The sequence below is a fragment of the Ciceribacter ferrooxidans genome (assembly GCF_004137355.1).
In the GTDB taxonomy this organism is placed as follows: Bacteria; Pseudomonadota; Alphaproteobacteria; order Rhizobiales; family Rhizobiaceae; genus Allorhizobium; species Allorhizobium ferrooxidans.
Genome location: NZ_SDVB01000170.1, coordinates 113310 through 139839 on the forward strand (window position 1 = coordinate 113310; position 26530 = coordinate 139839).

Genomic DNA, 26530 nt, shown 5'->3' on the forward strand with positions numbered 1-26530 from the left:
ACGGCCTCCGCGTCAGACCAGCATGCCCATCGGATTTTCGATGTAGCGCTTGAAGGCGCCGAGGAACTCGGCTCCGAGCGCGCCGTCGACGCAGCGATGGTCGGTGGAGAGCGTGACGGTCATGACGTTGGCGATCTTCATCTCACCGTTCTTGACGACCACCCGCTCCTCGCCCGCGCCGACCGCGAGGATGGTCGCGTGCGGCGGGTTGACGACGGCGGCGAAGTGCTTGACGCCCATCATGCCCATGTTGGAGACCGCGGTCGTGCCGCCCTGGTACTCCTCGGGCTTCAGCTTGCGTTCCTTGGCGCGCTTGCCGAGGTCCTTCATCTCGTTGGAGATGGCGGACAGCGACTTCAGCTCGGCATTGCGAATGATCGGGGTGATCAGGCCGCCGGGGATTGCGACAGCGACACCGACATCGGCGTGCTTGTGCTTGACCATGTTGCTTTCCGTCCACGAGACGTTGGCGTCCGGAACGTCGCGCAGCGAGAGCGCCAGGGCCTTGATGATCATGTCGTTGACCGACAGCTTGTAGGCCGGAGCGCCGTCCTTGCGCGGAGCGGCGTCGTTCAGCTGTGCGCGCAGGGCGAGCAGGGCGTCGAGTTCGCAGTCGACCGTGACGTAGAAGTGCGGGATCGTCTGCTTGGATTCGACGAGGCGCTTGGCGATCGTCTTGCGCATGCCGTCATGCGGCACGAGCTCGTAGGAACCCGGCTCGAAGAGCTTGAGCACGGCATCGTCCGACGGTGCCTTGGCAAGCGCCGGCGCAGGTGCGGCCTGCGCGGCAGCTGCGGGCGCGGGTTTGGCGACCCCGCCAGCGACAGCCTTCTCGATGTCGCTCTTCACGACACGGCCATGCGGGCCGGTGCCGGAAACGGCCGAAAGGTCGATGCCCGCTTCCTTGGCGAGACGACGGGCGAGCGGCGAGGAGAAGACGCGGTCGCCGCTTGCCGCGACGGGAGCCGGCGTGGAGGCTGCCGGCGCCTTGTCGGTGACCGGAACGGCCGCCGGCGTCGCCGCCGGAGCTGCCTCGGTCTTCGGCGCAGGTGCCGTGGCGGCACCGCCTGCTGCAGCCGCGCTCACATCCTCGCCTTCGCCGGCGAGGATCGCGATCAGCGCGTTCACCTTGACGCCCTCGGTGCCGGCCGGGACGATGATCTTCGCCACGGTGCCTTCATCGACGGCTTCGACTTCCATCGTCGCCTTGTCGGTCTCGATCTCGGCGATCACGTCACCGGACTTGACCTTGTCGCCTTCCTTGACCAGCCATTTGGAAAGATTGCCCTCTTCCATCGTCGGGGAGAGGGCCGGCATGGTGATATTGATCGGCATTTCCAAGCCCTCCCGTTATTTGTAGCAGACGGTCTTGACCGCCTGGACGACCTCGCCGACGTTCGGAAGCGCGAGCTTCTCGAGGTTGGCGGCATAGGGCATCGGCACGTCCTTGCCGGCGATCGTCAGGATCGGCGCGTCGAGATAGTCGAAGGCCTGCTGCATGACGCGGGTCGCGATCTCGGTGCCGACGGAGGACTGCGGATAGCCTTCCTCGGCGGTGACCAGACGGCCGGTCTTCTTGACCGACTCGATGACGGTCGGAATGTCCATCGGACGGATGGTGCGCAGGTCGATGAGCTCGACGTCGATGCCTTCCTTCGCCAGCTCCTCGGCGGCCTTGACCGCGTAGGTCATGCCGATTCCGAAGGAGACGACGGTCGCATCCTTGCCGGTCCTGTGGATGCGCGCCTTGCCGATCGGCAGGACGAAGTCATCGAGCTTCGGCACTTCGAACGAGTGGCCGTAGAGGATTTCGTTTTCGAGGAAGATCACCGGGTTCGGATCGCGGATCGCGGCCTTCAGCAGACCCTTCGCATCGGCAGCCGTATACGGCATGACGACCTTGAGGCCCGGGATCTGGCTGTACCAGGCCGCATAGTCCTGACTGTGCTGGGCTCCGACGCGGGCGGCAGCCCCGTTCGGGCCGCGGAACACGATCGGTGCGCCCATCTGGCCGCCCGACATGTAGAGCGTCTTGGCGGCCGAGTTGATGATCTGGTCGATCGCCTGCATGGCGAAGTTGAAGGTCATGAACTCGACAATCGGGCGAAGGCCGGCCATGGCCGCACCGACGCCGACGCCGGCAAAGCCGTGCTCGGTGATCGGCGTGTCGACCACGCGCTTCGGCCCGAATTCCTGCAGCAGGCCCTGCGTGATCTTGTAGGCGCCCTGGTATTCCGCGACCTCCTCGCCCATGACGAAAACGTCCGGGTTCAGGCGCATTTCCTCGGCCATCGCCTCGCGCAGTGCCTCACGCACCGTCATCGTGACCATTTCGGTGCCGGCCGGAATATCCGGGTCGGCGGCGACAAGCGGCTGCGCCGGGACCGGTGCTGCGGCGGAGCCGGCCGCCGTCGGCTGCTCGACCTGCGGCGCGGTTGCCTGGGGAGCGGCCTCGGCCTTCGGCGCGGCCGCGAGGTCTGCGGCACTTTCGCCTTCCTGCAGCAGGATGGCGATCGGCGTGTTGACCTTGACGTTCTCGGTGCCGGCGTCGACGAGGATCTTGCCGATCACGCCTTCGTCCACGGCTTCCACTTCCATCGTCGCCTTGTCGGTCTCGATCTCGGCGATCACGTCACCGGAGGTGACCTTGTCGCCTTCCTTCTTCAGCCATTTGGAGAGGGTTCCCTCTTCCATCGTCGGCGACAGGGCCGGCATGAGAATATTGACTGACATTGTTTCCTCACAATTCCAGGCTCTTGAAAGCGCCGGCGATCGCCGGCCAGAACCAACCAAAACTAACCGCAACGATCGTCACCAACAGCTGTATTCGCAATACGGTGATCGTGACCTTGGCGAAGCGGTGCCCCTCCTTGGCGAGGCGATTGACTTCCCCGAATTTCGCAAACTGCGTGAAGCCCCAGATTTGCTTTTCAGGTAACTTCTTCCTCGCAGCCTCATAGGCAACCTGGTTCGCGTACCAGTGGAAGGGAGCCGACAGGATGAACGAAGCTAGAATGAAGCCTAGTATCCAGTCAGCCATTTCAACGCCCCCTCGCCCGGCTGCGGTTGCCAACCCTTATAGCAAGATATCGGTGTAGAGCTCGGATACGTCCGGCTCCGGATCGGACTGGGCGAAATCGGCACTGTCTGCGACGATGTCGCGGACGTCCTTGTCGATCGCCTTCAGTTCGTCCTCGCTCGCCCAACCCTTCTCCATAAGCCGGTTCTTCACCTGCTCGATCGGGTCGTGTTCGGAACGCATCTTCTGCACCTCGTCCTTCGAGCGGTACTTCGCCGGGTCGGACATCGAGTGACCGCGATAGCGGTAGGTCAGCATTTCGAGGATGACCGGCCCCTTGCCGGAGCGGGTATGGGCGGCAGCCTGCTCGGCCGCGGCCTTGACGGCACGGACATCCATGCCGTCGACCTGGATGCCGGGGATACCGAAGGAGACGCCGCGCTGGGAGAAATCGGTCTGTGCCGAGGCGCGCGAGACCGCGGTGCCCATGGCGTAACGGTTGTTCTCGATCACGTAGATCACCGGCAGCTTCCAGAGCTGCGCCATGTTGAAGCTTTCGTAGACCTGGCCCTGGTTGGCGGCGCCGTCGCCGAAATAGGCGACCGAGATATTGCCGTTCTCGCGGTACTTGTTGGCGAAGGCGAGACCGGTGCCGAGCGACACCTGCGCTCCGACGATGCCGTGACCGCCATAGAAGTTCTTCTCCTTGGAGAACATGTGCATCGAGCCGCCCTTACCCTTGGACAGCCCGCCGCGACGGCCGGTGAGTTCGGCCATGACGCCGCGTGCACTCATGCCGCAGGCCAGCATGTGGCCATGGTCGCGATAGCCGGTAATGACCTGGTCGCCTTCCTTCAGCACCATCTGGACGCCGACGACGACGGCTTCCTGGCCGATATAGAGGTGACAGAAGCCGCCGATGAAGCCCATGCCGTAGAGCTGGCCGGCCTTTTCCTCGAAGCGGCGGATGAGGAGCATTTCGCGATAGGCGTCAAGCTCACTCTGGCGGTCGAATTCCGCAACCAGCCCCTGAGTCAATTCTTTCTTTGCGGCAGACTTGGTCGTCGGCTTGCGACCGCTCGCGGTCGCAGGTTTTCGCGGCGCCATTCGTCCCTCCCTAGGTTTTTGTCGAATTTACGTCGGCGCGAAGGATAGGCAAGAAAACGTGCGGCCGCAATGCCATAAATGCATAGCTCGCATTCACGATATCGCTTTGAATTATAATTACTATTAGCGATTAACCGAATTTCGGTTAATTCATTTTGTTGTTGAAGATCACAATTTCGTCGGGGCGCGACACATTGAGCTGGTAGCGCGCCTTCTCATCGATCATGTCGCGCTCGAGCGAGCCGTCACTCAGGAATTCAACCTGCCGTTCCAGCGATTTGCGGTGCGACACGAGTTCGGCCAACTCGGCGCCGCGCCTAAATCTCAGCTTCTCGAATTCCTGCGCAGCGATCAAGCCGCGATCGCCGTGGATCGAATGATAACCGAAGTAGGAAAGGAATGCGACGGTCACGAGCGGAAGGACAAAGCGTCCGAGTTTCCGGTTCTTGTGCTGCCTGGTCCACATCGAGCGACGCCCTGATACGCAAAACGATTTTGGATCAAACTAGCGGCGATTGCTTAATCGATCGTTGACCATAAGGGGTGCGTGCAAAAAAAGCCCGCGCCCCCTCTCGGAGGCGCGGGCCGTAGACGAGATCTTCGGGCGTCAGCCGCGCAGGATCGACGAGCCGGCGTAACGGGCCTGCGGACCCAGCATCTCCTCAATGCGGATCAGCTGGTTGTACTTGGCAAGCCGGTCGGAGCGGGCGAGCGAGCCGGTCTTGATCTGTCCGCAGTTGGTGGCAACCGCGAGGTCGGCGATCGTCGAATCCTCGGTTTCGCCCGAACGGTGCGACATGACGGCCGTATAGCGGGCCTTGTGGGCGGTCTCGACCGCGTCGAGGGTCTCGGAGAGCGAACCGATCTGGTTGACCTTCACGAGGATCGAGTTCGCGACGCCCATGCGGATGCCGTCACGAAGGCGCGCGGAATTGGTGACGAAGAGGTCGTCGCCGACGAGCTGGCACTTCGAACCGATCTTGTCGGTCAGAACCTTCCAGCCGTCCCAGTCGTCTTCGGCCATGCCGTCCTCGATCGAGATGATCGGATACTTGGCGGCCAGCTCGGCGAGGTATTCCGCCATGGCTTCCGGCTCGAGCGTGCGGCCCTCGCCTTCCAGCACGTACTTACCGTCCTTGAAGAACTCGGTCGAGGCGCAGTCGAGCGCCAGATACATGTCCTCGCCGGGGCGGTAGCCTGCCTTCTCGATCGACTTCACGATGAAGTCGAGGGCGGCCGGCGCGCTTTCGAGGCCCGGCGCGAAGCCGCCCTCGTCACCGACATTGGTGTTGTGCCCCTGGGCGGCCAGTTCCTTCTTCAGCGTATGGAAGACTTCGGAACCCATGCGCACGGCGTCGCGCATCGTTTCGGCGCCGACGGGCATGATCATGAATTCCTGGAAGTCGATCGGGTTGTCGGCGTGGGCGCCGCCGTTGATGATGTTCATCATCGGGACCGGCAGAACATGGGCGTTCGGGCCACCGACATAGCGGTAGAGCGGCAGGCCGGACGCTTCGGCGGCGGCCTTGGCGACGGCGAGCGAGACGCCGAGGATGGCGTTGGCGCCGAGGCGCGACTTGTTCGACGTGCCGTCGAGCTCGATCATCACCTTGTCGATCTGGATCTGGTTTTCCGCATCCAGCCCGCCGACGGCATCGAAGATTTCGGTATTGACGGCCTCGACGGCGCGCTCGACGCCCTTGCCGAGATAACGGCTGCCGCCGTCACGCAGTTCGACTGCCTCATGCGCACCGGTCGAGGCACCCGACGGAACGGCTGCGCGTCCCATGCTGCCGTCGTCCAGATAGACATCGACCTCGACGGTCGGATTGCCGCGGCTGTCCAAAATTTCGCGGCCGATGATGTCGGTGATTGCAGTCATGAGCGCCTCCCTGGTGCTGGGTGGGATTGAGGATGGCGCCTGTCTTAATCGAAGACGGAAAAAATACAATGCACGCAGTGTGACATCGCCACGCGGCGACCGGAAAGAAGGGATGACAACAAGAAAGCGCCGGCCCGGCTGGGTCGGCGCTCTTCTGGTGACGCGCTATTGCTGAATCAAGCGCCCTTGGCAACGGCGTCGAAGGCGAGCAGCTTTTCGAGAAGACGCGGCATGTCTTTCAGCGGCACCATGTTCGGGCCGTCGGACGGGGCGTTGTCCGGGTCCTCGTGGGTCTCGATGAAGAGGCCGGCAACGCCGACGGCAACCGCAGCCCGCGCCAGCGTCTCCACGAATTCCCGCTGCCCGCCGGTCGAACCGCCCTGCCCGCCGGGCTGCTGCACCGAGTGGGTGGCGTCGAACACCACGGGCGCGCCCATCGCCGCCATGATCGGCAGCGCGCGGAAATCCGAGACCAGGGTGTTGTAGCCGAAGGAAGCACCGCGTTCGCACAAAAGCACGTTCGGATTGCCACTTTCGGTGATCTTGGCGAGTACGTTCTTCATGTCCCAGGGGGCGAGGAACTGGCCCTTCTTGACGTTGATGACGCGACCGGTCTTCGCGGCGGCGACCAGAAGATCGGTCTGGCGGCAAAGGAAGGCCGGGATCTGCAGGACGTCGACGACAGGGGCGACAATCGCGCATTGCTCCTCGGTGTGAATGTCGGTCAGAACCGGAAAGCCGAATTCCTTCTTGAGATCAACGAAGACTTCCATTGCCTTGTCGAGGCCGATGCCGCGCTTGCCGGAGAGCGACGTGCGGTTGGCCTTGTCGAAGGACGACTTGTAAACGAGCCCGACGCCGAGCTTGTCGCAGATCTCCTTGGTCGCGCCGGCCATCATGAAGGCGTGATCACGGCTTTCCATCTGGCAGGGGCCGGCAATCAGCGAGAAGCGCCTGGAATTGGAGAAGACGACCTTGGCGGCACCTTCGCCGACGATGACTTCGGAATTGGTCGGATTGCTCATCAAATTTCCTCGAATACGAAATGCGCGCCCTGCCCCGCTTCACGCGGCACGATCAGGCGACCATCTTTGCGTGCATGGCGAACGCCATTATCAGCCAGCAAGCGTTCTGTCACGCCGATATCCCCTGTCCGGAAGACGATCGCCGCACCGACGGGGCCGCGTCCGGCATTTCGCACATCGAGCCCGAAATAGCCGGTGAGACCGGCCGGCGTCAGCACCTCGATTTTCGCGTTCGCCGAAGGCACGACAAGCCCGAAGGAATGCGCCTCGATCTCGCGCTGGTGGAAGACGGTCTCCAGCATCTCCTGGAAGTCGGAGGGATTCTCTTCGGTGAGCACGACGGCAGCGATCCCGCTCACGCCGTTCTCGTGGCGTTCGAGCGCGGCACGGTCGGCCGGCAGCGGATTGGCGCGTTCGCAGGAGAAGAGGAGAAAATCGGGCGCGCGCAGGTCGGCGGCGAAGGCAAGCCTGAACGAGGCCGTCGCCTCGGTGCCATCCGGCAATCTGAGCGGCCGCGAGAAATGCAGGATATCGCCGGCGGAAAGGCCGTGCTCGACATAGATCGCGTGGTCCGCAGCCGCATCCGTCGAAGCAACCGCTATTCCCGATAGTCCCTCGCCGTCTGGCATGCGGAAGCGGAAGGCGCGGTCGCGCGCGACGAAGACATTGCCCTTGCGGGCGGCCTCCTCGCATGTCTCGCGGCTCGCCACGGCAAGCGGTTCCAGATAGGTCTTGTCGGCGAAGAAGACGCAGGCGTTCTCGGTGCCGAAGGGATGCAGCGCATCGGCGGCGACGGTGAAACCCAGCGCCCCGAGCCGCTCGCGCGCAGGCTTCAGCCCGTGCACCGGCAGAACGATGTGATCGACGCCGCGCGGCGTCTCCATGGCAGTGGACATCCCGCGCCCTCCTTGTCGACCGCGTCTGGTTTGCGCGATTTGCAGGCGCTTTGCAAGGCGGCTGCGGCCCCGTCCGATCAGCGTTCGCCCCGAAGCCAATGCACGCGAAAATTTCCCCGAACGGCCAACTGCTTACCAATATTTAAGCACTTGCGGAACACATATGGAACAGATAGTGTATGTTCTGGATTTGTTTCACACGACGGGGCTCTGGACCATGCTGACGCGCAAGCAACAGGAACTGCTTCTCTTCATTCACGAGCGGATGAAGGAATCGGGCGTGCCGCCGTCTTTCGACGAGATGAAGGACGCGCTCGACCTCGCCTCGAAGTCCGGTATCCACCGCCTCATTACGGCGCTCGAGGAGCGCGGCTTCATCCGCCGACTGCCGAACCGGGCGCGGGCTCTGGAGGTCATCAAGCTGCCGGAGGCCTATTCCTCCAGCCTGCAGCCGCGGCGAGGTTTCTCGCCGAGCGTCATCGAAGGAAGCCTCGGCAAGGGCCAACCCTCCCCGTCCGCCAAGCCACCCGCGGAGGAGCGTTCGAATTCGGTCGCCGTGCCCGTCATGGGCCGCATCGCGGCCGGCGTGCCGATCTCGGCGATCCAGCACAACACCCACGAAATCACCATTCCGGCCGAGATGCTCGGTTCAGGCGAGCACTATGCGCTCGAAGTCAAAGGTGATTCGATGATCGAGGCCGGTATCCTCGACGGCGATACGGTCATCATCCGCAACGCCAGCAACGCAACGCCCGGCGACATCGTGGTGGCACTGGTGGATGACGAAGAAGCGACGCTGAAACGCTTCCGCCGCCGCGGCGATTCGATCGCGCTCGAGGCTGCGAACCCGGCTTATGAGACGCGCATCTTCGGCCCCGATCGGGTCAAGATCCAGGGCAAGCTCGTCGGACTTATCCGCCGCTATCACTGACCGTTGCGGCGGGGGCGAATTCCGCGGGCTCTCTGTCGGCGAAGCTGTCGGTCCGCCAGTCGTAAAGGCGATGCCGCTGCCAGGGCCTGTCGAGGGTGGTGAATGCCGTGCGCTGGCGAATTTCACGATGGTCGTGATTCCCGAGATAGAGTTCGGTCGCGCCCGTGCGGCGGAGCACCTCGGCATCGATCATCTTCGCGCCGGAGCGGCAGGTGCCGAAAGGTGAACGGCGCGGCGTAATCACGAGATCGGCGACATCGCAGGCGGCGCCGAGAAGTGCCGGGTCCTCGACGGTGGCGATCCGCCACCCTTCCGCCAGCCGGGCGACACACCAGACCTTTCCGGTACAGAGAAAGCGGCCGGGGGCCGCCGCTCCGAACTGTCGCCGCATCGTGTCACGGACAGCTCTGATCTGTTCGATGGACAGCCGGTCCGTTCCGTCCGCCCGGGTGCCGGCGGCGACATCGTCCTCGCTGCGGAGCGGGCCTAGATGATTGGGGCGCGCAAGCGCATGCTGCCATTGTGAGAAGAGAAAGTCCGACGGCTTGTTGCGGTTCGTCGCGATCGTCCTGCCGTCGGCACCGGGCAGACCCGCCAGGCGTCCGTCCTCGGAGACGATGAGATCCGCCGTCTCTTCCGCCGGCAAGAACACCGCAAGCCCGATCGCGGCCGCAAGTACTGCCGCACCGATCCAGCGCAGCCGTGTATGCAGCAGGGTGAGCAGCAGCAGCCCTACGCTGGCGAGCGGCAGGAACCATGCCCCGAACCGGCCGAAGGACGTTCCCTCGCTCCAACCGGCCACCGTGGCTGCAATCGCGATGACAATCTCGAGCCCCTCGCCCGCGAGAATGAGGAACGGAGCGTCGAGGCCGAATGGCATGAGCAGCATTCCCGCCAGCGCCGCCGGCATCACCACGACCGAAATGATCGGCATCGCCGCAAGGTTCGCGACGAGGCCGTAGGGTGCCATTCGATGGAAATGGGCGACCGCGAAGATTGCGGTCGCCAGTCCCCCAATCAGCGAGGTCACGAACGTGCCGGCGGCGAAGTTCCACAGGAACGAAAGCGCTTTGCGGCCAGGGAAGTCCGGCGCGTAGCGCGACGACCGCCCTGCACCCCGTCGCCAACCGTCGTAACCGGCAATCAGCCCGGCGGTCGCGGCAAACGACATCTGAAAACTCGCGCCGAGCACCTGCGAAGGGGAGATGGCAAGAATGACGATCGCCGCCAGTGCGAGGTTGCGCGGGCTGATCGCCGGACGGTCGAACAGGACGGCGACCAGCATGATCGCCGTCATCAGGAAGGCGCGGACGGCGGACACCTGATAGCCGGAAATCATCAGATAGAGGAAGGCGGCGACGAGCGCGGCAGCGGCAGCGATCTTCTTTACCGGCCAGGACTGGGTGATCGCCGGTGAAAGGCTGAGAAGCTTGCGCAAGCCGACAAAGAAAATGCCGGCGGCAAGCGCCATATTGAGGCCGGAGATCGCGGTGATGTGCGCCAGCCCCGAAAGCCGCAATGCCTCCGTCGTCGCCTCCGACATCGATCGCCGATCACCGGTGACGATCGAGGCAGTAAAACCGCCGGCATCGCCCGGAACCGTCCTCCTGATTCGCTGTGTGATGCCGTCGCGGACGACAAGGAGCGTCTGCTCGGCGGCCTCCCACCATGTGCCGGTTCCGCTCTCGGCCAAGCCTTCGACGCGCGCCGGCGCTCCGAGAAAATAGCCGACGGCGCCGATCCCGCCGAAGTAGCCGGAGAACGAAAAATCGTCGAGACCCGGCAAGGCCGGCCCGGAAGGCGGCGAGAGCCGTGCCTTTCCATGTAGCACCTCGCCGAGTGCAAAAGGCTCGTGTCGGGCGCGGGTCGTGAGCACGACCTCGTCCGGCGCGCTTGATCTGCGGTTCCGCCGTCGCCTCTACGCGGACGAGATAGCGCCACTCGCCGGCCGCGCCGGCTTCCCGCCGGAGCACCCTTCCCGTCACCTGCGTCGTGACGGACGTGTCGAGAATGACCGTCTGCATCCTGCGAACCTCGAGATCCGCAAGCGACATTCCAATGGCACAAAGCGCCAGCGCCGACCATGTCCGATGCGCCGTGGGGCTGCCGAAACGCGAGAGCAGCGCAAAGACGGAGGAAACAACAAACAGGAGCACCGGCGCTGCGATCGGCAGGGTTTGCGGCAGGGCAAACCAGATAATGGCTCCTGCACCCAGCGCGACGGGCACGAAGAGGAAGACATGTCCAAACGCCGCCTCGCGGCCAATCGCCGCGTGTGCCGACCGCGCTACCATCGCGGTCGAACGGGAAACGCGCGAAACAAGACTTTCCCTGCCCGTCGCCTCGCGGACGACGAGTGCTCCAGCCGGGTGCGGCTCCGCGATAACCATCGCGTTAAAGGGGATGGCGACGGCGAGTGCCGGCCCTTCCCCTGCCCCGGTCCCGGCGCGGTCTTCCGCGATCTTTTCCAAGATGGCCCCAGCCCCGATCGGAGGACCGGACGCCAGCGCTACGGCATCCGCCTCACCGGCAGACTGTAGCAATCAATGCGCGCGGAAAAAAGCCTGAAACACCTCATGATAGCGGCGAGATAAGCTTCGGAAATCACGATATGTTGCTGGCATTTCGCGTCGCACAATTTGCCCTTTGGCTAGCTTGGCATTAACGTCGGGATCATATAGCTAACTCGGGACGCTTAACCTGCGACGCCTTTTCGAAGGCGCCGGACCGCCAATTTCGGAGGATTAGCATGACGGAAAAAAGCGCAGCACTGGCACTTGGCGACAAGAAGGTCGACCTTCCGGTGAAGGAAGGAACCATCGGACCGAGTGTCATTGACATCGGGGCCCTCTACAAGCATACCGGCTCCTTCACATACGATCCGGGTTTCACCTCGACTGCGTCCTGCGAATCCAAGATCACCTATATCGACGGCGACGAGGGCGTGCTGCTGCACCGCGGCTATCCGATCGAACAGCTCGCCGAAAAGGGTGACTTCCTGGAAGTCTGCTATCTGCTTCTCTACGGCGATCTTCCGACCGCCGCCCAGAAGAAGGACTTCGACTATCGCGTCACGCACCACACGATGGTGCACGAACAGATGAGCAAGTTCTTCTCCGGCTATCGCCGCGACGCCCACCCGATGGCCGTCATGGTCGGCACCGTCGGTGCCCTGTCGGCCTTCTATCACGACTCGACGGATATCACCGATCCGCACCAGCGCATGGTCGCATCGCTGCGCATGATCGCCAAGATGCCGACGATTGCGGCAATGGCCTACAAGTACCATATCGGGCAGCCCTTCGTTTATCCGAAGAACAATCTCGATTACGCCGCGAACTTCCTGCACATGTGCTTCGCCGTACCGTGCGACGAGTACAAGGTCGATCCGGTGCTCGCCCGCGCCATGGACCGGATCTTCATCCTGCATGCCGATCACGAGCAGAACGCCTCGACGTCGACCGTCCGCCTCGCCGGATCGTCGGGCGCCAATCCGTTCGCCTGCATCGCAGCAGGCATCGCCTGCCTCTGGGGCCCGGCCCACGGCGGCGCCAACGAAGCAGCCCTCAACATGCTGCAGGAAATCGGCTCCGTCGACCGGATCCCGGAATTCATCGCCCGTGCCAAAGACAAGAACGATCCGTTCCGCCTGATGGGCTTCGGTCATCGCGTCTACAAGAACTACGATCCGCGCGCGAAGATCATGCAGAAGACCATGTACGAGGTTCTGGAGGCGACCGGCCACGGGGACGACCCGCTGATGAAGGTGGCGCTAGAACTCGAGAAGATCGCTCTCAACGACGAATACTTCATCGAGAAGAAGCTCTATCCGAACGTGGACTTCTACTCCGGCATCACGCTGCGTGCGCTCGGCTTCCCCACCACGATGTTCACCGTTCTCTTCGCACTCGCCCGCACCGTCGGCTGGATCGCCCAGTGGAACGAGATGATCGAGGATCCGCAGCAGCGCATCGGCCGTCCGCGCCAGCTCTACACCGGCGCACCCCAGCGCGACTACGTGCCGGTTTCGCAACGCTGAAAACGCCGTCACGGCGGCAACACAAGGCCCGGCGGACCAAGGTCTTCCGGGCCTTTCTTATTACGCCTTGTTGTCGTCGTTGCCTCGCTTCGTCGAGTCGTGCCGGCGTAACAGCCATTTGTCGATTTCGCTCACTGCGAGAAGTGGTGCAGCGGCGGCGAGCAGCAACAGCCACTGCTCCAGCGAAATCGGCGCAATCTGCAGGATGTCGTTCACGCCCGGCACGTACATCGCGCCGATGTGCAAGGCCTGCGAGCCGAGAACCCCGAGCAGCAGGAACGGGTTCGAGAAGTGCGACTGCCGGAAGACCGAGCGGCGCTCGGAGCGGCTGTTGATGCACTGGACGTTCTCGAACAGTACGAAGAGCAACAGCAGGAGGTTGCTCGCCGTAAAATGCGACAGACCGGACGTCGTCGCCCAGTAGAAGAAGGCGAAGCCGCCTCCCCCCATGACCACGGTGGCCAGGGCGATGCGCCGAAGCATCAGGCGGTCGAAGATCGGCTCTCCCGGGCGGCGCACCGGTGAACGCAGTTCGTCGCCTTCCGCGGGCTCGGTCACGAGCGCCACGTCCTGCACGCCGTTGGTGACGAGATTGAGCCAGAGCAATTGCACGGCCGTCATCGGCATCGGTGTGCCGAGCACCATGGCGAGCAGGAAGAGCAGGACCTCGGCGGCACCCGTGGAGATCTGCATGAAGATCACCTTGCGGATGTTGTTGTACGCGACACGTCCTTCCCGTATCCCGGCAACGATCGAGGCAAAATTGTCGTCGGTGAGGATGATGTCGGCGCTCTCCTTGGCGACGTCTGTTCCGCCGTGGCCCATTGCAACGCCGACATGGGCATGTCTAAGCGCCGGCGCGTCGTTGACGCCGTCGCCGGTCACGGCGACATAGTGGCCGTTTCGGGCGAGCGAGCGGATGATCGCCAGCTTCTGGTCTGGCTTCACGCGCGCGAAGATGCGTCCGTGCCGGGTGATTTCATCAAGCGCGCGCTCACCGGCGGCAACGGCGTCGGCAATCTGCTCGCCGGTCACCACGTCCGCCTCGTCAAACCGCATTCCCGCCCTGCGGGCGATCACGCTCGCCGTGGTCGGATCGTCGCCGGTGACGACGGCAACCCCAATGCCGGCCTGCCGGCAGGCGTCGAGCGCGGCCGGCACTTCCGGGCGGATCGGGTCCTGCATGCCGACGAGGCCGAGAAAATTGAGGTCGATCAGCAGGTGTCCGCCGTAATCGCCGTCTTCGGAACCGCCGATCTCGCCGGAGGCGAAGGCGAGCACTCTCAGCCCTTCACGGGCCATCTCCTCGATTTGGCCGCGCAGGTGGGCGCGATCGATCGGCACGGCCCCCTCGGCCGTCTCCATCGTCTTGCACATCGACAGCAGCAGTTCCGGCGCGCCCTTGACGAAGGCGTGCATGCGGTTCTCGACCTGGTGGAAGGAAGCCGCGTATTTCTGCTCGGGCTCGTAGGGAATGCGCCGTTCGAGCGGGAATCTCTCGAGAAGGCTCGAACGGCTGATGCCGGCCTTGTGCGCGGCGGCAAGCAACGCCACGTCCACGGTATCGCCGACCGGGCGCCAGCTCTCCGCATCATCGACACTGATCTCTCCCTCGTTCGGCAGGCTGCCGACGCCGAGCAGCCTCCGTACGGCGGCACTCGGGCCATCCTTGCCGCCGTCCCGGCTCTTGATGCGGCCCGACAACGGATGCGGCCCGGCCTCCAGAACCCAGTGGCTGTCGTCTGGCAGGCGAATGTCCGTCACCGTCAGCTCGTTCAGGGTGAGCGTGCCGGTCTTGTCGGTCGCGATCATCGTGCAGGAGCCGAGCGACTCCACCGCCGGGAGATTTCGGACGATGACGTTGACCCGCGCCATGCGCCGCATGCCGATCGCGAGTGCGACCGAAATGGCGATCGGCAACGCTTCGGGGATCGCACTGACGGCGAGGCCGATCGACATGGTGAAGAGATCGCCCGCTGGCATGGCGCGCCACCAGCCGACCGCGAAAAGGAACAGGATCGCGATGCCGACAGCAACCGCAATCCGGCGCGTGAATTCCTCCATGCGGATCATCAGTGGCGGCTTGGCCGTCGCGCGCTCGCGGATGGCGTCCGCGATCCTGCCGAGTTCGGTGCGGCTGCCGGTCGCCGTCGCCACACCCTCGCCCCGGCCGCGGGTGACGATCGTGCCGGCGAAGACAAGGTCGCCTGCGGACTTGTAGATGGGACGCGATTCTCCGGTGTGGGTGGCCTCGTCCAATTGCAGGTGCTCGGATGCGTCGAGCAGGATGTCGGCGGGAACGCGCTGCCCGGATTCCAGAAGGACCCGGTCGCCCGGTACCAGTCCCATGGCGTCGATCACCTGCCTTGTGCCGTCGCGGACGACAGTCGCTTGCGGCTCCTCCAGAGCGCGCAGTGCATGTGCCGATTGCCCGGCCGAGTACTCCTGCACCGCCCCGATGATGCCGTTGATCACCAGCACGGCCGCGATGAACAGCGTATCGGTGATCTCGCTGACGAAGGCGGAGACCACCGCCGCAACCATGAGGATGTAAATGAGAGGACTGAGGAACTGCATGAGCAGCACCTTCAGAAACGATGGCGGCCTGCCGACCGGCAGCACGTTTGCGCCATAGGTTTCGAGTGCTGCCGCGACTTCCTGCGAAGTCAATCCTTCTGGTCGGACGTTCACCGGTGTCTCCGCTTGCGCTGTCACTTAGAGGTTCCTCGTTCGGCCGATCCGCGTCTGCGCACCACTATAGGAAGAGCGGCGGGCACCGAACATTGATATTTGTCATACGCCGACATCTCGGGGCGATAGCGTGGCCTCAGGGCCTGCTGCTCCAACGCCGCGCCGCACGGCCCCAGATTCGCGAGATCACGCCTTCATTTCCTTGCAGGTTTGATTTATGGAACGTCATCTGCTTCGCCGGTTGGCGAGCAAAAGAAATGAGGTTTGCGTCCCGATGCTCGTCGTCATGCGAAAGGCCGCCCGGACTTGGGTGGCGAAATTCCTTCTGCTCATTCTTGCCGTCTCCTTCGGCATCTGGGGCGCGTCACGATCTTTGATGAACGGTGTTTCCGAAACGGTCGTCGCCGTCGGCGACCAGAGTGTTTCGGTCAACGAATTCCGGCTTGCCTATCAGCGGCAGCTTGCTGATCTCGGTCGCCGCTTCGGCACGCAGATCACGTCTGAACAGGCGCGTGCGCTCGGCATCGAGAACCAGGTCTTCGCCCAGCTCGCCGCAGGCGCCGCACTCGACCAGCTTTCGGAAGAGATGAATCTCGGGCTTTCGGAAGATCGCCTTGCCAAGCTGATTGCCGACGACCCGGCCTTCCACTCGCCTTCGGGCCAGTTCGACCGCCAGCTCTTCACGTCGCGGCTGCGCAATGCCGGGCTGCGCGAGGACGACTACATCAGCGAACGTTCGAAGGTCGCCGTCCGCAGCCAGATCGTCGAGGCGACGGCCGACGGCTTCGAGCCGCCGAAGGTGCTGGTCGATGCGCTGAAGAGCTACCGTGACGAGAACCGCTCGCTCGATTATCTCCTGCTCACAAAGGCCAATATAGACCCGATCGCCGCGCCGGACGACAAGACGCTCGGCGCCTGGTTCGAAACCGTCAAGAGCCGCTACCGGGCGCCCGAATACCGCAGCTTCTCCTACGTGAAGCTCGAGCCCTCCGACATCGCCGATCTCGCCTCGATCTCGGAGGAGGCGATCAAGCAGGACTATGAGGCTCACAAGAAGAACTACGAAGCCCCCGGAACGCGCACTGTCGAACAGCTGACCTTCGAGACCCGCGAGATGGCCGACGCAGCCCAGGCAGAACTCGCCTCCGGAACGCCGTTCGACCAGCTCGTCACCGACCAGGGTAAGACCGCAAGCGATGTCCTGCTCGGCGACTTCACCCGCGAGCAGATGCCTGACCAGACCCTTGCGGAGGCTGCCTTCGCCGTCACCAAGGAAGGCGGCACGACACCGGTCGTCGAAGGGACCTTCGGGCCCGTCATCCTGCGCGTCACCAACCTCAAGGAAGGCCGCACACGCACCCTGGACGAGGTGAAGGACGAAATCCGCAAGGCGCTCGCCGAGGCCGCCGCCCAGCAAGACATCATGACGATCCACGACCAGTTCGAGGATCTGCGCGCCTCCGGCTCGACGCTCGCCGAAGCCGCGACCCAACTGAAGCTGAAGCCAGTCACCGTAAAGCCCGTCGACCGCCGTGGCCGCGACATGACGGAAGGCGAAGTCACGCTTCCGTCCCGCGACGAACTGCTGGCCGAGGTGTTCAAGACGGATGTCGGCACGGAGGCCCTGCCGCTCAATATCGGCACCGACGGCTATCTCTGGTTCGACGTGAGCGAGATCGTGCCCGAACGCGACCGCACGCTCGACGAAGTCCGCGAGAAGGCAACGGCCGACTGGACCGCCGAACAGCAGAAGATCGCCCTCGGCGCGAAAGCGGAAAGCCTGAAGGACCGTCTTGCAAAGGGCGAGACGCTTGCAGCGCTCGGGACGGAACTCGGTCTCGCGGTCGAAACCAAGACCGGCATTCGTCGCGCAACCGACGACCCGATCCTCGGCCGCGCGGCCGTTGCCGCCGCCTTCTCCGGACCGAACGGCACTGCGGCGGCAGCGCCCGGCGCCGACCCGGAAACGCAGATCCTGCTCAAGGTTACGGCAGTCAGCGAACAGCCGACGACCAACATCCTCGGTGATGACGACGCCCAGGTACTGGCGCTTGCCAAGGCCGCCGGCGACGATATCCTCGACCAGATGGTCAATCGGCTGCAGACCGAATACGGCGTGACCATCAATCGTACGCTCGCCGAGCAGGCGATGGTTCGCTAGGCCTTGGGGGAAAATAGCAGCATGTCCGGACTGAAACCATTTATCGCCAAGGTCGCGACCCGCCAGGTGCTGAGCCGCATCGAGGCGAGCGACGCCTTCGAAGTCATGATGTCCGGCGAGGCCAGCATGGCCCAGATCGGCGGCTTCCTCATGGCGCTGCGCGTGCGCGGAGAGACGGTCGACGAGATCGCCGGCGCCGTTTCGATCATGCGCTCCAAGATGGTTCCGGTCGAGGCCCCCGAAGACGCCATCGACATCGTCGGGACCGGCGGCGACGGGACCAACACCTACAACATATCCACCCTCGCCTCGCTGATCGTCGCCGGCGCCGGTGTTCCGGTCGCCAAGCACGGCAACAGGGCGTTGAGCTCGAAGTCGGGCACTGCCGACGCGCTCTCGCAGCTCGGCGTCAAGCTCGACATCGATCCCGAGACCATCTCGCGCTGTATTCGCGAGGCGGGCATCGGCTTCATGTTCGCCCAGCTTCATCACCCCGCCATGCGCCATGTCGGCCCGGCGCGCGTCGAACTCGGCACCCGCACGATCTTCAACATCGTCGGCCCGCTTTCGAGTCCCGCCAGCGTCAAGCGGCAGCTCTTCGGTGTCTATTCGCCCGAATGGCTGGTGCCGGGCGCCGAGGCGCTCCGCGATTTAGGCCTGACGAGCGCCTGGGTCGTTCATGGAAGCGGCCTCGACGAGGTCACGACGACCGGTCCGACCATGGTCGCCGCGCTGAAGGACGGCGAGATTACCACGTTCGAGCTGACGCCGGAGGATTTCGGCGTTCCGGTCGTTCCGCTGGAAGCGATCCGCGGCGGCGACGGTGTGGTCAACGCGGCCGCGCTGCGCGACGTGCTTGCCGGCGCCAGGACCGCCTATCGCGACGTTGCGCTTTGCAATGCTGCCGCCTCGCTCGTCGTCGCCGGCAAGGCGGAGAACGTCCGCGAGGGTATGGTGCTCGCCAGCCGGTCGCTCGATTCGGGTGCGGCCGCCGCGGCGCTCGACAAGCTGATCGAGGTTTCCAATTCCGTCGCACAGGGCTAAGCTCACGCCATGACCGATATCCTGAAGCGCATCGAAGTCTACAAGCGTGAGGAGATCGCTGCGGCGAAGGCTGCGGTTCCGCTCGCCGAGATCAAGGCGATCGCCGCCGACCGGGAGGCTCCCCGTGGCTTCTTCCGTGCGTTGGCCGAGAAGCGGACAGCCGGCCTCTTCGGGCTGATCGCTGAGATCAAGAAGGCGAGCCCGTCCAAGGGGCTGATCCGCCCCGATTTCGATCCGCCGGCGCTGGCCGCGGCTTACGAGGCCGGCGGAGCCGCCTGTCTCTCGGTGCTCACCGACACGCCGAGTTTCCAGGGCAGGCTCGAATTCCTCCAGGCCGCCCGTGACGCCTGTGCGCTGCCGGCGCTGCGCAAGGACTTCATGTTCGACGCATACCAGGTGCACGAGGCCCGCGCCTGGGGTGCGGATTGCATTCTCCTGATCATGGCATCGCTCTCGGATGCCGATGCGGCGATGCTCGAGGCCGAGGCGATGGCGCTCGGCATGGACGTGCTCATCGAGGTCCATGACGAGGTAGAACTAGAGAGAGCGTTGAAGCTCACCTCGCCGATGATCGGTATCAACAACCGCAATCTGAGAACCTTCGAGGTCGATCTCGCCGTCAGCGAGCGGCTTGCTTCGATGGTGCCGGACGAGCGGCTGCTGGTGGGCGAAAGCGGCATCTTCACCCATGCCGACTGCCTGCGGCTGAAGGAGAGCGGCATCACCACCTTCCTGGTCGGAGAGAGCCTGATGCGCAAGGACGACGTCACCGCTGCGACCAAGGCGCTTCTCGACGGCGACGCCGGCGTCATGGCGGCGGAATGAGCGACAACCTCACCCACATTGCAGCCTCGGGCGAAGCCCACATGGTCGATGTGGGCGAGAAGGCCGAGACCGTCCGGATTGCCGTCGCCGAGGGCCGAATCCGGATGAAGCCGGAAACGCTCGCGCTGATTCGCGAAGGCAACGCCAAGAAGGGTGACGTGATCGGCACAGCGCGCATTGCCGGCATCATGGCGGCGAAGCGGACATCCGACCTGATCCCGCTCTGTCACCCGCTGATGCTGTCCAAGGTCACTGTCGACATCGACGAGGAACCGGAACTGCCGGGCTTCAGGGTCACCGCGACCGTCAAGCTCACCGGGAAAACGGGTGTCGAGATGGAAGCGCTGACGGCAGTATCGGTCACATGCCTCACGATCTACGACATGGCGAAGGCTGCCGACAAGGGCATGGAGATCGGCGGCATCAGGCTCGTCGAAAAGACCGGCGGGAAATCCGGTCACTATCGCAATCCCGAGGCCCTTTAGATGACCCTTCTCTCGGTCAGTGAAGCGCGCTCCAGGCTGCTCGATCCGGCGGTCCCGATCGGCCGGACCGAAGTTCTCGACCTCCGTAGCGCCGCCGGCCGCGTGCTCGCCGAAGACCTTGCCGCGAGGCTGACGCAGCCTCCGTTCGATGCATCCGCCATGGACGGCTATGCACTGCGGAGTCGAGACGCCGCGGCACCCGGCGCCATCCTTCGCGTGATCGGCACGGCTTCCGCCGGGCATGGTTTCGACGGGACGATTGGAGAAGGAGAAGCCGTGCGGATCTTCACGGGCGCGCCCGTGCCGGCGGGTGCCGATGCTGTCCTGATCCAGGAAGACACCGAAAAGCTCGAGGACGGCCGCATCTGCACGACCTTTGCCTCCATCGCAGGCCGTCATATCCGGCCCCGCGGGCAGGACTTCGCCGAGGGCGAGACGGTCCTTTCGGCCGGGCAGTCCCTGGACTTCGCACGTCTGACACTTGCTGCGGCGCTCAACCATCGCGAGGTCGTCGTCTATCGGCGGCCGCTTGTCGCCATTCTGGCGACCGGCGACGAGCTCGTGCGGCCCGGAGAACATCCCGGCCCGGACCAGATCGTCGGCTCCAACAGTTTCGGTGTCGCCGCCCTGGCACGCGAGAACGGCGCGGACGTTCTCGATCTCGGCATCGTGCCCGACGATCAGGCACAGATCACTGCCGCGGTCCGCAAAGCACAAGAGGCGGGCGCCGATGTGCTCGTGACACTCGGTGGCGCATCGGTCGGCGACCACGACCTCGTTCAAAAGACGCTGGTCGATGCCGGCATGCGCCTCGATTTCTGGAAGATCGCCATGCGGCCGGGCAAGCCGCTGATGGTCGGCTCGCTCGGCGACATGCACGTGCTTGGCCTGCCCGGAAATCCGGTTTCGAGCATGGTCTGCGGCCTGCTGTTCCTCGAACCGCTGGTCTGCAAGCTTGCGCGTCGAGTGCCTCGCAACCGCGAAGCGGTCGCTACGACGGCAAACCTCCTGCGCGCCAACGACCGGCGGCAGGACCACCTACGGGCACGGCTCACCCGGGACGACGAAGGTCGTCTCGTCGCGGAGGCATACGAAAAGCAGGACTCTTCCATGATGAAGATCTTCGCGAACTCCGACTGCCTGATCGTCCGGCCGCCGCACGCGCCGGAGCTGGCACCGGGCTCCCCCTGCTCCGTTCTGCTCCTGAGGCCGCTCGAAGGCTGACGAGCAAACTCTCCGACGAGCGAAGCCTTTGAAGTGCCAGAGTCGAGTGAATATCGTTCGATATCGATAACCATATATTTTGAGCGAATTTTCACGACCATCTGTCAGGCTGTGAGAATGATCTCCGGGAGGCTCTTCCCGCCGGGCACTCATTTTTTCATGAATGACTTTGTAGATAGCAAGATAATGCCGACGTACAGACTTTCGCTTCTTTTTCATGTATTTCAAAAACTTCGCCAAGACCGCTCCGGCAATTTCGGCATAATAACGGCCCTCCTCGCGACCGTGCTCCTGTTGGTTGCCGGCGGTGCGATCGACGTGGCCGGCGCCTATGTCGAGAAGGGGCGATTGCAGGGTCTGCTCGACAGCGCGGTGCTCGCGGCCGTGCATGAGACGGACCCCGATCGCCAGTTTGAGACAGCCAAACAGTTCCTGGCCTCCGGCGGGGATGCGAGCGTCGACTACGGCAAGGCCCTGACACTCACCAGGAATAGCGACGGCAGTCTCAGCGGCGTCTATGCCGGTAGCAGCGACAGCCCGTTCCTCAGCCTGATAGGCCTTTCGTCGCTCAACGTTTCAGTCACGTCCACTGCGATCGCAAATACGTCCGCTGCCGCCGGCGGTCCCTGCATCTACGTGCTCGCCAGTCGCGGCCAGGATGTGCTGATCAACTCGGGTGCCAACATCACCTCCAAGGCCTGCGAAATCCACGTCCATTCGAAGGCCGCGCCCGCCTTCATCATGAACGCCGGTTCGACGATCGACACCGCCAAGTTCTGTGTGAGGGGTACCAACTACATCAAGAACGGCGGAACGATCTCCAACATGCAGGTCGGCTGTTCCGTCGATCCCGATCCCTATGCCGGCGCCCTGCCCGAGCCGAGCGTGCCTTCCAACTGCACCAGCAGCGGCTGGATCAACGACCAGGTCGTCTCCCTGAAACCCGGCCTCCACTGCGACACCGGCTTCAACGGCAGTCCGACGATCACCTTCGAACCCGGCCTGCACATCATTCGCGGCCGGATGATCATCAACAGCAACGCGACGGTCACCGCCGAGGGCGTGACCTTCTACTTCCCCGATGTCTACAGCGAAATCCGAATCAACGGCGGCGTCAAATTCCGCGGCATCGCACCGACCAGCGGTACCTACAAGGGCATCCTGATGTTCGAAAAGACGAGCGACCCGGCGAACAATCTCTACTCGCAGCAGTACATCTTCAACGGCTCGCTCGGCGAGACGCTGGAAGGCATCATCTATCTGCCGAACCGCGACGTTACCTACAACTCGACCACCAATCAGGTGAACCGGATTTCCATGGTCGTGAACAGCATGATCATGAACTCCGCCAACTGGCAGATCGAACCCTATACTTCATCGGGCGGAAGTTCAGGCGGAGCCGGTTCCGGGGTCCGTCTGGTCAACTGACGCGCGGTATCGTCAGCGATGATCGCCGTCGGCGCCGATCGTCGCCGATGATCCGCCGCTCTCGCCTTCGAAGCCGAGTTGCCGTTTGACGGCTTCCTCTATCTCGTCCTCGATCGCCTTGCGCTGGTCGTCCGGCAGCGCCGCAAGCTGTTCTTCGGTCAGATTGTGGTCGGAGAGCCAGGTCGCGCGAATCCTCTCGGCGAACGTCATCTCCGAATAATCGAGGAACTGCGAAATGACGTCGGCCCGGGCGGCACTCTTTTCCGCCTTCTGCCGGGCCTCTTGTTCATTCTTGCGCACCTCGAGATCCTCTTCGCTGATAAACGAGCGAGGATTGCTCTTCTCATCCAGAAGCGCGGAGAAATCGGCGTTTCCCGAAGTTCGGGAAACGCCCGTTGTGCCAGGAATATCCTGCGACGAGAACATGGGCATGGCAGCGATACGCATGACGACCTCCAAGGATTGCGCGCAGAGTGGCGCAGAAGCCTTGCACGGACCTTGGCTCCGACGACCGAGCAATAGAAAACCCGGCCGTCGCGGCCGGGTTTAGTCACAGTCTCAGCAATATGGCCGTTCGTCAGACCAGGCGGCTTTGTTCGACCGCCGCTTCGATGAAGCTCGCAAACAGCGGATGCGGATCGAGCGGTCGGCTCTTCAGTTCCGGATGATACTGGACGCCGATGAACCACGGATGATCCGCATATTCGATCGTCTCCGGCAGCAGTCCATCCGGCGACATGCCGGAGAAGACGAGACCGCAGGCTTCGAGGCGGTCCTTGTAGTCGACATTCACCTCGTAGCGGTGGCGGTGACGCTCGGAAATCTCGGTAGAGCCGTAGATCTCGGCGATCTTCGTGCCCTTCTTGAGCGATGCCTTGTAGGCGCCGAGGCGCATCGTGCCGCCGAGATCGCCGGAGGCGGCGCGCTTCTCCAGCTGGTTGCCCTTCATCCATTCGGTCATCAGACCGACGACCGGTTCCGCCGTCGCACCAAACTCGGTCGAGGAGGCCTTCTCGATGCCTGCGAGATGGCGGGCCGCTTCGACGACGGCCATCTGCATGCCGAAGCAGATGCCGAAATAGGGCACCTTGTGCTCGCGGGCGAACTGCGCCGCATGGATCTTTCCTTCCGAGCCGCGCTCGCCGAAGCCGCCGGGCACCAGGATGCCGTTGACCTTCTCGAGATAAGGCGCCGGGTCTTCCTTTTCGAAGACCTCCGACTCGATCCATTCAAGCTTGACCTTGACGCGGTTGGCGATGCCGCCGTGATAAAGCGCCTCGATCAGCGACTTGTAGGCGTCCTTGAGGCCGGTGTACTTGCCGACGATCGCGATCGTCACCTCGCCTTCCGGCGTGCGGATGCGGTTACAGACCTCTTCCCAGGCTTCCAGGCGCGGCTTCGGCGCCGGTTCGATCCCGAAGGCGGCAAGCACCTCGTTGTCGAGGCCTTCCTTGTGATAGGCCATCGGCACGTCGTAGATGTTCGCGACGTCGAGCGCCTGAATGACGGCCGAGGGACGGACGTTGCAGAAGAGCGAGAGCTTGCGACGCTCAGCCTCCGGGATTTCGCGATCCGCCCTGACGAGCAGGATGTCGGGATGGATCCCGAGCGCCTGCAGTTCCTTGACCGAATGCTGCGTCGGCTTGGTCTTCAGCTCGCCAGCGGCCGGGATATAGGGCATCAGCGTCAGGTGGACGTAGACGGCGGTGCCGCGCGGCAGCTCGTTGCCGAGCTGGCGGATCGCCTCGATGAACGGCATCGCCTCGATGTCACCGACCGTGCCGCCGATCTCGCAGATCACGAAATCATAGTCCTCGTTGCCTTCGACGACGAAGTCCTTGATCTCATTGGTGACGTGCGGAATGACCTGGACGGTCGCGCCGAGGTAGTCGCCCCGACGTTCCTTGTCGATGATGTTCTTGTAGATCCGGCCCGTGGTGATGTTGTCGGTCTTCGTCGCCGAACGCCCCGTGAAGCGTTCGTAGTGACCGAGGTCCAAGTCGGTTTCCGCCCCGTCGTCGGTGACGAACACCTCACCGTGCTGGGTCGGGCTCATCGTGCCCGGATCGACGTTGAGATAGGGGTCCAGTTTGCGCAGGCGCACGCGGTAGCCCCGCGCCTGCAACAATGCTCCGAGTGCCGCGGCTGCGATGCCCTTGCCAAGAGAGGAAACCACGCCGCCTGTGATGAATACATATCGCGCCATGGGAGTCACCGGATACCTTTTCGAGACTGATTCCGCCAGCCAAAAACGATCATGTCCCGTCTTTTTTCTGAGGCGAGGCGGAATACTTGACAAAAGAAAACCGGCGGACCCGAGAGCCCGCCGGAGTGGAAATTGTTAACCCGATCAGTTGCCGGTCGGAACGGCGTTCGGATCGGCCGGCTTCTGGGCCGGGGCCGTACCCTGCGTGCCGGCGGCAGGTGCCGAGGCACCGTCGGCCGGAGCCTCCGCGGGAGCGGTTGCGCCCGAAGCGGGAACTTCAGCCGGGGCCGTCGTACCTGAAGCAGGAGCCTGCGCCGGCGCGCCGCCGAGCTGGTCGAGGACGTTGGAACCATTGGACGTGCCTGCCGGGATACGATCCAGAATATCGGTCGGCCGTGCCTCGTAGCGGGCCAGGATGCCGAGGCCGAGCGAGGTGATGAAGAACAGCGTCGCCAGGATTGCCGTCGTGCGGGTCAGAGCGTTGGCCGTACCGCGCGCCGACATGAAGCCGGAGCCGCCGCCGATGCCGAGGCCACCGCCTTCGGAGCGCTGGATGAGCACGACGCCGACCAGCGCCAGCACGATCATGAGATGAATGACAATCAAAACGGTTTGCATGGATGTTCCATCCTGCCCATCGGGCAAAATCTGAAAGGATTGGCGGCTCTTTACATGAGAGGTCGCGTCAAAGAAAGCCCCTCGGCACCAAATCAGGCGACGAGTTCACCATAGACGCCGTATATGGCGAGGAAGTCGGCGGCCTTCAAGCTCGCTCCGCCGATCAGTGCACCGTCGACATTCGCGACTGCCATCAGTTCCCTGGCGTTCGAAGGCTTGACCGATCCGCCGTAGAGGATGCGCATCTTCTCACCCTCGCCGCCGAAGCGCTTCACCAGTTCGGCACGCATGAACGCATGGGCTTCCCGGACATCCTCGACCGTCGGCGTGAGGCCGGTACCGATCGCCCAGACCGGTTCGTAGGCAATGACGGTGTTCGCCGCCGTCGCCGCGTCCGGGAGCGACCCGGCAAGCTGGCTCTTCAGCACGTCGAGAGTGCGGCCTGCCTTGCGTTCCGCTTCGGTCTCGCCGACGCAGACGATCGCGACGAGTTCGGCCGCATGGGCGGCTTCCGCCTTCGCCCGGACGAGATCGTCGGCTTCGGCGTGGTCGGTCCGGCGCTCCGAGTGGCCGACGATGACGTAGGTGCCGAAACAATCCGCGATCATTTCCGCCGAGATGTCACCGGTATGGGCGCCCGAGACATTCTGGTGGCAATCCTGTGCGCCGATCGCAAGCGGGCTGTCGTCGCAGAGCGCGGTCGCGACGTAGAGCAGCGTCGCCGGCGGGCAGATCAGACTTTCGACCTTTTCCGACAGGGGCGATTTCACGCCTTCCGCAATCGCCTTGATCTGGTCGAGCGAGGCACGCGTGCCGTTCATTTTCCAGTTTCCGGCGACAAGCGGACGAACATTCGGTGTCATGGCAAACTCCTACCCCTCTCTAACGTCCCTGCCCGACTAGCAAATGCCGCCGCGAAAGGAAAGCGGGAACGCCTGTTTTGCCGGGA

At 63.7% G+C, this 26530-nt stretch carries 23 protein-coding genes; 9 read left to right on the forward strand and 14 right to left on the reverse strand.

What is annotated here, in order from left to right:
• Window positions 1-12: 12 nt before the first annotated feature.
• The 8 genes from EUU22_RS04875 to EUU22_RS04910 form a co-directional block, all read right to left on the reverse strand.
• The gene (locus EUU22_RS04875; protein WP_129330939.1) at window positions 13-1335 is read right to left on the reverse strand and encodes a pyruvate dehydrogenase complex dihydrolipoamide acetyltransferase; all 1323 of its coding nucleotides are present in this window, start codon (window positions 1333-1335) and stop codon (window positions 13-15) included.
• A gap of 15 nt (window positions 1336-1350) precedes the next feature.
• Window positions 1351-2733, reverse strand: coding sequence for a pyruvate dehydrogenase complex E1 component subunit beta (locus EUU22_RS04880; protein WP_129330940.1), 1383 nt, complete (start codon window positions 2731-2733; stop codon window positions 1351-1353).
• A 7-nt stretch (window positions 2734-2740) separates the two neighbouring features.
• Entirely contained in the window at window positions 2741-3040 is a 300-nt protein-coding gene (locus tag EUU22_RS04885; RefSeq protein ID WP_129330941.1) for a hypothetical protein, read from the reverse strand.
• Between the two features lie 36 nt (window positions 3041-3076).
• Window positions 3077-4126 (reverse strand): pyruvate dehydrogenase (acetyl-transferring) E1 component subunit alpha, encoded by a 1050-nt coding sequence (pdhA, locus tag EUU22_RS04890; protein ID WP_129330942.1) that lies wholly within the window; start codon window positions 4124-4126, stop codon window positions 3077-3079.
• A gap of 145 nt (window positions 4127-4271) precedes the next feature.
• Window positions 4272-4592 carry an FtsB family cell division protein gene (locus EUU22_RS04895; RefSeq protein WP_129330943.1) on the reverse strand — a complete coding sequence of 107 codons (321 nt, stop codon included), beginning with the start codon at window positions 4590-4592 and terminating at the stop codon, window positions 4272-4274.
• Between the two features lie 141 nt (window positions 4593-4733).
• On the reverse strand, window positions 4734-6008 hold the full coding sequence (eno, locus tag EUU22_RS04900) for a phosphopyruvate hydratase (protein WP_129330944.1): 1275 nt from the start codon (window positions 6006-6008) through the stop codon (window positions 4734-4736).
• A 176-nt stretch (window positions 6009-6184) separates the two neighbouring features.
• The gene (gene kdsA / locus EUU22_RS04905; RefSeq protein ID WP_129330945.1) at window positions 6185-7033 is read right to left on the reverse strand and encodes a 3-deoxy-8-phosphooctulonate synthase; all 849 of its coding nucleotides are present in this window, start codon (window positions 7031-7033) and stop codon (window positions 6185-6187) included.
• A complete protein-coding gene (locus EUU22_RS04910) occupies window positions 7033-7929 on the reverse strand; it encodes a VOC family protein (protein WP_129330946.1) in 897 nt (298 codons plus the stop codon). Before EUU22_RS04910 ends, kdsA begins: the two co-directional genes overlap by 1 nt.
• A gap of 217 nt (window positions 7930-8146) precedes the next feature.
• Between EUU22_RS04910 and lexA the strand changes: the two genes are divergently transcribed.
• Window positions 8147-8860, forward strand: a complete 714-nt coding sequence (lexA, locus tag EUU22_RS04915; protein ID WP_112689803.1) for a transcriptional repressor LexA — start codon at window positions 8147-8149, stop codon at window positions 8858-8860.
• On the opposite strand, the gene EUU22_RS04920 is transcribed toward lexA, so the two are convergent.
• Entirely contained in the window at window positions 8841-10736 is a 1896-nt protein-coding gene (locus EUU22_RS04920; RefSeq protein ID WP_129330947.1) for a ComEC/Rec2 family competence protein, read from the reverse strand. The genes lexA and EUU22_RS04920 overlap by 20 nt on opposite strands.
• Between EUU22_RS04920 and EUU22_RS04925 the strand changes: the two genes are divergently transcribed.
• Together EUU22_RS04925 and gltA are read left to right on the forward strand one after the other, a co-directional pair.
• Entirely contained in the window at window positions 10729-11400 is a 672-nt protein-coding gene (locus EUU22_RS04925) for a hypothetical protein (protein ID WP_129330948.1), read from the forward strand. The genes EUU22_RS04920 and EUU22_RS04925 overlap by 8 nt on opposite strands.
• Window positions 11401-11609: 209 nt before the next feature.
• Window positions 11610-12899: a citrate synthase gene (gltA, locus tag EUU22_RS04930; protein ID WP_129330949.1), complete on the forward strand. Its 1290-nt coding sequence runs from the start codon at window positions 11610-11612 to the stop codon at window positions 12897-12899.
• A gap of 60 nt (window positions 12900-12959) precedes the next feature.
• On the opposite strand, the gene EUU22_RS04935 is transcribed toward gltA, so the two are convergent.
• Window positions 12960-15590: a cation-translocating P-type ATPase gene (locus EUU22_RS04935; protein WP_245484912.1), complete on the reverse strand. Its 2631-nt coding sequence runs from the start codon at window positions 15588-15590 to the stop codon at window positions 12960-12962.
• Window positions 15591-15864: 274 nt separating this feature from the next.
• Here EUU22_RS04935 and EUU22_RS04940 point away from each other — a divergent pair, with 274 nt between their 5' ends.
• From EUU22_RS04940 to EUU22_RS04965, 6 genes are all read left to right on the forward strand, one after another.
• Window positions 15865-17751 (forward strand): peptidylprolyl isomerase, encoded by a 1887-nt coding sequence (locus tag EUU22_RS04940; RefSeq protein WP_129330951.1) that lies wholly within the window; start codon window positions 15865-15867, stop codon window positions 17749-17751.
• 21 nt (window positions 17752-17772) lie between these two features.
• Window positions 17773-18795 (forward strand): anthranilate phosphoribosyltransferase, encoded by a 1023-nt coding sequence (gene trpD, locus EUU22_RS04945; protein ID WP_129330952.1) that lies wholly within the window; start codon window positions 17773-17775, stop codon window positions 18793-18795.
• Between the two features lie 9 nt (window positions 18796-18804).
• Window positions 18805-19620 carry an indole-3-glycerol phosphate synthase TrpC gene (gene trpC / locus EUU22_RS04950; protein ID WP_129330953.1) on the forward strand — a complete coding sequence of 272 codons (816 nt, stop codon included), beginning with the start codon at window positions 18805-18807 and terminating at the stop codon, window positions 19618-19620.
• Window positions 19617-20105, forward strand: coding sequence for a cyclic pyranopterin monophosphate synthase MoaC (moaC, locus tag EUU22_RS04955; RefSeq protein WP_129330954.1), 489 nt, complete (start codon window positions 19617-19619; stop codon window positions 20103-20105). Before trpC ends, moaC begins: the two co-directional genes overlap by 4 nt.
• On the forward strand, window positions 20106-21329 hold the full coding sequence (locus EUU22_RS04960) for a molybdopterin molybdotransferase MoeA (protein ID WP_129330955.1): 1224 nt from the start codon (window positions 20106-20108) through the stop codon (window positions 21327-21329).
• 186 nt (window positions 21330-21515) lie between these two features.
• Window positions 21516-22757 carry a TadE/TadG family type IV pilus assembly protein gene (locus tag EUU22_RS04965; RefSeq protein ID WP_129330956.1) on the forward strand — a complete coding sequence of 414 codons (1242 nt, stop codon included), beginning with the start codon at window positions 21516-21518 and terminating at the stop codon, window positions 22755-22757.
• Window positions 22758-22769: 12 nt separating this feature from the next.
• On the opposite strand, the gene EUU22_RS04970 is transcribed toward EUU22_RS04965, so the two are convergent.
• From EUU22_RS04970 to tpiA, 4 genes are all read right to left on the reverse strand, one after another.
• Window positions 22770-23204, reverse strand: a complete 435-nt coding sequence (locus EUU22_RS04970; RefSeq protein WP_129330957.1) for a hypothetical protein — start codon at window positions 23202-23204, stop codon at window positions 22770-22772.
• 130 nt (window positions 23205-23334) lie between these two features.
• Complete coding sequence (pyrG, locus tag EUU22_RS04975; protein ID WP_165351094.1) at window positions 23335-24972, reverse strand: CTP synthase; 1638 nt, start codon at window positions 24970-24972, stop codon at window positions 23335-23337.
• Between the two features lie 135 nt (window positions 24973-25107).
• The gene (secG, locus tag EUU22_RS04980; RefSeq protein WP_129330959.1) at window positions 25108-25581 is read right to left on the reverse strand and encodes a preprotein translocase subunit SecG; all 474 of its coding nucleotides are present in this window, start codon (window positions 25579-25581) and stop codon (window positions 25108-25110) included.
• A 92-nt stretch (window positions 25582-25673) separates the two neighbouring features.
• Window positions 25674-26444, reverse strand: coding sequence for a triose-phosphate isomerase (gene tpiA / locus EUU22_RS04985; protein ID WP_129330960.1), 771 nt, complete (start codon window positions 26442-26444; stop codon window positions 25674-25676).
• Window positions 26445-26530 lie beyond the last annotated feature (86 nt).

What these genes read in the sequence shown, in the direction of transcription:
- EUU22_RS04875 (WP_129330939.1), bottom strand. Translation starts at nt 1,335, where the DNA reads ATGCCGATCAATATCACCATGCCGGCCCTCTCCCCGACGATGGAAGAG.
- EUU22_RS04880 (WP_129330940.1), bottom strand. Translation starts at nt 2,733, where the DNA reads ATGTCAGTCAATATTCTCATGCCGGCCCTGTCGCCGACGATGGAAGAG.
- EUU22_RS04885 (WP_129330941.1), bottom strand. Translation starts at nt 3,040, where the DNA reads ATGGCTGACTGGATACTAGGCTTCATTCTAGCTTCGTTCATCCTGTCG.
- pdhA (WP_129330942.1), bottom strand. Translation starts at nt 4,126, where the DNA reads ATGGCGCCGCGAAAACCTGCGACCGCGAGCGGTCGCAAGCCGACGACC.
- EUU22_RS04895 (WP_129330943.1), bottom strand. Translation starts at nt 4,592, where the DNA reads ATGTGGACCAGGCAGCACAAGAACCGGAAACTCGGACGCTTTGTCCTT.
- eno (WP_129330944.1), bottom strand. Translation starts at nt 6,008, where the DNA reads ATGACTGCAATCACCGACATCATCGGCCGCGAAATTTTGGACAGCCGC.
- kdsA (WP_129330945.1), bottom strand. Translation starts at nt 7,033, where the DNA reads ATGAGCAATCCGACCAATTCCGAAGTCATCGTCGGCGAAGGTGCCGCC.
- EUU22_RS04910 (WP_129330946.1), bottom strand. Translation starts at nt 7,929, where the DNA reads ATGTCCACTGCCATGGAGACGCCGCGCGGCGTCGATCACATCGTTCTG.
- lexA (WP_112689803.1), top strand. Translation starts at nt 8,147, where the DNA reads ATGCTGACGCGCAAGCAACAGGAACTGCTTCTCTTCATTCACGAGCGG.
- gltA (WP_129330949.1), top strand. Translation starts at nt 11,610, where the DNA reads ATGACGGAAAAAAGCGCAGCACTGGCACTTGGCGACAAGAAGGTCGAC.
- EUU22_RS04940 (WP_129330951.1), top strand. Translation starts at nt 15,865, where the DNA reads ATGCTCGTCGTCATGCGAAAGGCCGCCCGGACTTGGGTGGCGAAATTC.
- trpD (WP_129330952.1), top strand. Translation starts at nt 17,773, where the DNA reads ATGTCCGGACTGAAACCATTTATCGCCAAGGTCGCGACCCGCCAGGTG.
- trpC (WP_129330953.1), top strand. Translation starts at nt 18,805, where the DNA reads ATGACCGATATCCTGAAGCGCATCGAAGTCTACAAGCGTGAGGAGATC.
- moaC (WP_129330954.1), top strand. Translation starts at nt 19,617, where the DNA reads ATGAGCGACAACCTCACCCACATTGCAGCCTCGGGCGAAGCCCACATG.
- EUU22_RS04960 (WP_129330955.1), top strand. Translation starts at nt 20,106, where the DNA reads ATGACCCTTCTCTCGGTCAGTGAAGCGCGCTCCAGGCTGCTCGATCCG.
- EUU22_RS04965 (WP_129330956.1), top strand. Translation starts at nt 21,516, where the DNA reads ATGCCGACGTACAGACTTTCGCTTCTTTTTCATGTATTTCAAAAACTT.
- EUU22_RS04970 (WP_129330957.1), bottom strand. Translation starts at nt 23,204, where the DNA reads ATGCGTATCGCTGCCATGCCCATGTTCTCGTCGCAGGATATTCCTGGC.
- secG (WP_129330959.1), bottom strand. Translation starts at nt 25,581, where the DNA reads ATGCAAACCGTTTTGATTGTCATTCATCTCATGATCGTGCTGGCGCTG.
- tpiA (WP_129330960.1), bottom strand. Translation starts at nt 26,444, where the DNA reads ATGACACCGAATGTTCGTCCGCTTGTCGCCGGAAACTGGAAAATGAAC.